Source organism: Candidatus Electronema sp. TJ (genome assembly GCF_048287355.1).
Lineage (GTDB): Bacteria > Desulfobacterota > Desulfobulbia > Desulfobulbales > Desulfobulbaceae > Electronema.
Map to the genome: position 1 here is coordinate 1 of NZ_JBLWEP010000171.1, position 4,131 is coordinate 4,131.

At 53.2% G+C, this 4,131-nt stretch carries 6 protein-coding genes; 5 read left to right on the top strand and 1 reads right to left on the bottom strand.

The annotated features are described in order from the left end of the window. Positions 1–743: glycogen/starch/alpha-glucan phosphorylase (locus ACNKID_RS10640; RefSeq protein ID WP_417913411.1), on the top strand; the 743-nt coding region annotated here is incomplete at its 5' end. Here ACNKID_RS10640 and ACNKID_RS10645 read toward each other — a convergent pair. Beyond that, positions 722–1,123 carry a hypothetical protein gene (locus ACNKID_RS10645; RefSeq protein WP_417913412.1) on the bottom strand — a complete coding sequence of 134 codons (402 nt, stop codon included), beginning with the start codon at positions 1,121–1,123 and terminating at the stop codon, positions 722–724. The genes ACNKID_RS10640 and ACNKID_RS10645 overlap by 22 nt on opposite strands. Between ACNKID_RS10645 and ACNKID_RS10650 the strand changes: the two genes are divergently transcribed. From ACNKID_RS10650 to dnaX, 4 genes are all read left to right on the top strand, one after another. Further along, on the top strand, positions 1,122–1,388 hold the full coding sequence (locus ACNKID_RS10650; RefSeq protein WP_417913413.1) for a UPF0175 family protein: 267 nt from the start codon (positions 1,122–1,124) through the stop codon (positions 1,386–1,388). The two genes, ACNKID_RS10645 and ACNKID_RS10650, sit on opposite strands and share 2 nt — an antisense overlap. Next, positions 1,382–1,564 carry a hypothetical protein gene (locus tag ACNKID_RS10655; RefSeq protein WP_417913414.1) on the top strand — a complete coding sequence of 61 codons (183 nt, stop codon included), beginning with the start codon at positions 1,382–1,384 and terminating at the stop codon, positions 1,562–1,564. The genes ACNKID_RS10650 and ACNKID_RS10655 overlap by 7 nt, the downstream gene beginning before the upstream one ends. A 77-nt stretch (positions 1,565–1,641) precedes the next feature. After that, a complete protein-coding gene (locus tag ACNKID_RS10660; protein WP_417913415.1) occupies positions 1,642–2,613 on the top strand; it encodes a class I SAM-dependent methyltransferase in 972 nt (323 codons plus the stop codon). 67 nt (positions 2,614–2,680) lie between these two features. Continuing rightward, on the top strand, positions 2,681–4,131 hold a 1,451-nt coding region (gene dnaX / locus ACNKID_RS10665), incomplete at its 3' end, for a DNA polymerase III subunit gamma/tau (protein ID WP_417913416.1).

A 4,131-nucleotide genomic window follows, 5' to 3' on the forward strand; every position in this document is an offset into this window, starting at 1 on the left:
GCGGCAAGGCCGCGCCAGGCTATTTCATGGCCAAGCGGATCATCAAGCTGATCAATTCCGTGGCGCAGGTGATCAACAACGATCCGGCGGTGCGCAGCCAGCTGAAAATCTTCTTCATTCCCAACTACAGCGTCAAGATCGGCCACATTGTTTATCCGACCGCCAACCTCTCCGAACAGATCTCGCAGGCGGGCATGGAGGCTTCTGGCACCGGCAACATGAAGTTCTCCATGAACGGTGCGCTGACCATCGGCACTTTGGACGGCGCGAATGTCGAAATCCGGCAGGAGGTCGGCGCGGAGAACTTCTTCCTCTTCGGCCTGAACGTTGAGCAGGCGATGGAGCTGCGGCGGCAGGGCTACCGGCCTTGGGACTATTATCAGCACAACGAGAGCCTGCGGGCGGCTGTCGACCTGATTCAAGGCGGCCATTTCAGTTCCGGCGACCGCGAGCTGTTCAAGCCAATTGTTGACTCCTTGCTCCATGAAGACCGCTATATGCTCTTGGCCGACTATCAGGACTACATCGACTGTCAGCAGCGGGTCAGCGAGCTGTTCGCCGACCGCAACGCCTGGACGCGGATGTCCATCCTCAACACCGCCCGCATGGGCAAGTTCTCCTCTGACCGCGCTGTTCTCGACTACAGCCGCAAGGTTTGGGACGTGCGGCCCTGCCCGGTCGAGCTGAAATCGCAGGAAATGCCGGAGGACGGCATCCTCTTTCATCCTGAGACGCAGGGCTGACTGATGATTTTTGTTGCAATTTCCAGCAGGAGAAGTAATCTGTGGCGCGGAAGAAAAGTGTCTTGTTTTTGCCGCGCAGGCGGGAACAGGGCATGTATCTCCTGCTCTTGCAGGAAGAAATCGCACGGCTGATGTTTTGCTGCAAGAGCTTGCGTTAGAGTCTCAGGCTGTTGATTTTTAATCGCAGGAGCTGGAAGTAAGAAATCGTTGGCTTGCGATAAAAAATCAGAGGCCCGCAGGAAAGAATCTATATCGTGCAAGAAAACTTCCGCCAGCCGATTTTTAATATCGGGTTGAGGATAGAAGAAATCAGGAGGATGTGATTTCGGCGGCGAGTGAGCGGAGCGAGCCGAAAAAGAACAAGACGATGGAGTGACCATGCAGATTGTCGTAACGGTTCCTGATCAGTATGCGCTGGATTTTCCGGCCAACGAATTGGCCCGGCGGCTGAAAATTTCGGCGGCCCTGCTGCTGTTTCGGGCCGGGCAGTTCTCAGCAGGTGCGGCCTGTGAATTTGCCGGAGTTGACCGCTATGCCTTTTTGGAAGCCTGCCGCCAGCACTGCATTGATGTTATTGATTATGCCCCGGATGAGCTGGAGGCAGATTTTGCCGCGCTCATCAAAGGAAACGCGGCATCATGCTGATTGTCGCCGACAGCTCCGCGCTGGTCGCTCTGGCGTTGTGCGACGGGCTGGAACTGCTCAACCGCCTGTTTTCCGATGTCCGAGTGCCGCAGGCGGTTTATGATGAAGTGTTGTTGCAGGAAAAGCGGCGGCGCAGATGCCCAGTATGTTGTTTTAACATGGTTGCTTTCTTCTGATTTCTAGATACTTGCATCTTTGCCGCCAGAATTATCGGGCCGGGAAATATTCGGAGGATCAAAAAAATAAATAATAAATGGTTTCGATCATTAATCCTTTTACTCAAAAATTACTGGTTCAGTCTGGCGATACATTAAAAGACGAAGATGGAAATGTCTTTAAGATTACTAATGGAGTGTCGAGGTTTGTTGAAGAACATAACTATACAGATAATTTCGGTTTTCAATGGAATAAGTTCCAAAAGACACAGATCGACCGGGAAAGGAAGAATGCTACCTTTTCTAAAGAAAGATTCTTTGCAGCTACTAACTGGGATAAAGAAGATTTGTCGGGTAAAGATATACTGGAAGCAGGCAGCGGTGCCGGTCGGTTCACACAGATTGTACTGGACCATACAAAGGGTAATCTCTACAGTATTGATTATTCAGATGCTGTTTCTGCCAATTACCGTAATAACTCGCATCATGGCGATCGCTTAAAATTATTCCAGGCAAGTATTTACGATATGCCTTTTCCCGATAACTCTTTTGATAAAGTATTTTGTTTTGGTGTACTGCAGCACACTCCAGATTTTAAAAAATCTGTACAATGCCTGGTAAACAAAGCAAAACCAGGTGCCGAAATCGTTGTGGATTTTTATCCCATCAAAGGATGGTACACCAAGATCAGTGCTAAATATATGCTGAGGCCTTTTACAAAAAAGATGACGCATGAAAAACTCCTAGGCAAAATAGAGCGCAATACTAATCGACTTATTAAGACCTACCGTTTTTTTGATAAATTGAAATTAGGGATAATCGCACATCGCTTCATTCCTATGTGTGATATCAACAGAACAATTCCGGCTAATCTGTCTAAAGAAGAATTGCGGGAATGGGTTGTGTTAGATACGTTTGATATGTTCTCTCCGGCTTACGATAATCCACAACGGATCAAAACAGTGAAGAAGTGGATGGAAGAAAGCGGATCCGAAGTTCGATTCTCCGGCTTTGTAAAATACTCCAACAATTTACGAATGGCAATTGTAAGAGGAATTAAGAAAACATGATCGTTCTTCAATCAATAAAATCTGACAGGCCGTCCTGCGCCTGCTGATGCCTTAACCACAGAAAGCCTTGTCCTACCTCGTCCTTGCCCGTAAATCCCGGCCTCAGAATTTCGCCCAGGTTGTCGGCCAGCAGCACATCGTCCGCACCCTCCAGAACGCCCTGCTGCGTAGCCGGGTGCCGCACGCCCTGATTTTCAGCGGGGTGCGCGGCACCGGCAAGACCACCTTGGCCCGGATCATGGCCAAAGCCCTCAACTGCGAAAGCGGCCAGCCGCCGGAGCCATGCTGCGCCTGCCGTTCCTGCAAGGAAATCGCCGCCGGCAGCTCGGTTGACCTGCACGAGATTGACGGCGCGTCGAACCGGGGCATTCAGGAAATCCGCGAGCTGAAAGAGAATATCCGCTTCATGCCGGTCATGTCGCGCTTCAAGATCATCATCATTGACGAAGTGCACATGCTGACCACTGAAGCCTTCAACGCCTTGCTGAAGACCTTGGAGGAGCCGCCCGCTCACGTCTATTTCATGTTCGCCACCACTGAGCTGCACAAGGTGCCGGTGACGATCCTCTCCCGCTGCCAACGCTATGAGCTGAAAAGGGTGGGCAGCAAGGAGCTGGCCGCGCATTTCGCCCGCTTGGCGGAGAGCGAAGGCATCATGATGGAGCCTGCCGCGCTGAACATGGTGGTGCGGGCCGCTGGCGGCTCAGTGCGCGACGGCCTCAGTCTGCTTGATCAGCTTTTCTCGTATTGCGGCGAGCAGGTCACGGCGGCTGATGCCGCTGAGGTGCTGGGCACGGTCGGTAGCGAAGTCATCGCCGGAACGGCGAAAGCACTGCTGGCCCACGATCTCGCCGCAGCGTTGGAGCGGCTGGAGACCGTGACACGCTCCGGCATGGATCTCAAGCGTTTCATCAACGAGCTGCTGGCGTGGTTCCGCAGTTTGGTGGTTTGCGCGGTGAGCAAAGAGCCAGCCCAGCTGCTTGACCTGCCTGCGGACGAGCTGGCCAGCCTGCAAGAAACCGCTGCCAGCCATTCGCCGCAGTCGCTCTTCCTGCTTTTCAACCTGCTGATGGACAGCTTGGAGAAGGCAGCCTGGTCATCGCGACCCCGCTTTGCTGTGGAGATGGCCTTTATCCGCGCGGTGCAGGCAGAAGATGTGGTGCCGGTGACTGAACTGCTGGGCCGCTTGGACAGTATCCTTGCCGGAGTTGCGCTGCCGCAGGCGGCAGAGCCTGCCCCGCTTTACGAGAAAAAAAAAACTATAGTTGCTGAGAGCAAGCCGCTAGAACTTGAGCCAACCCGGACAACAGCGGAGTTGCCGCCTGCGCCGCCCATGCCGGAAGAGCCGCCGCATCCGGCGGAGCAGTTTCAGCCTGCGCCAAAAGTTGCGTCAGGTGAGCGTGACATCCGCAAGGACTGGCCGGAATTCATCAAAACGGTTAAAAAACCGTGGATAGTCTCCGCCTTGGAGCGGGCCGTCACGCCGCCTAAATGGGAAGGCGACAAGCTAATTCTGAC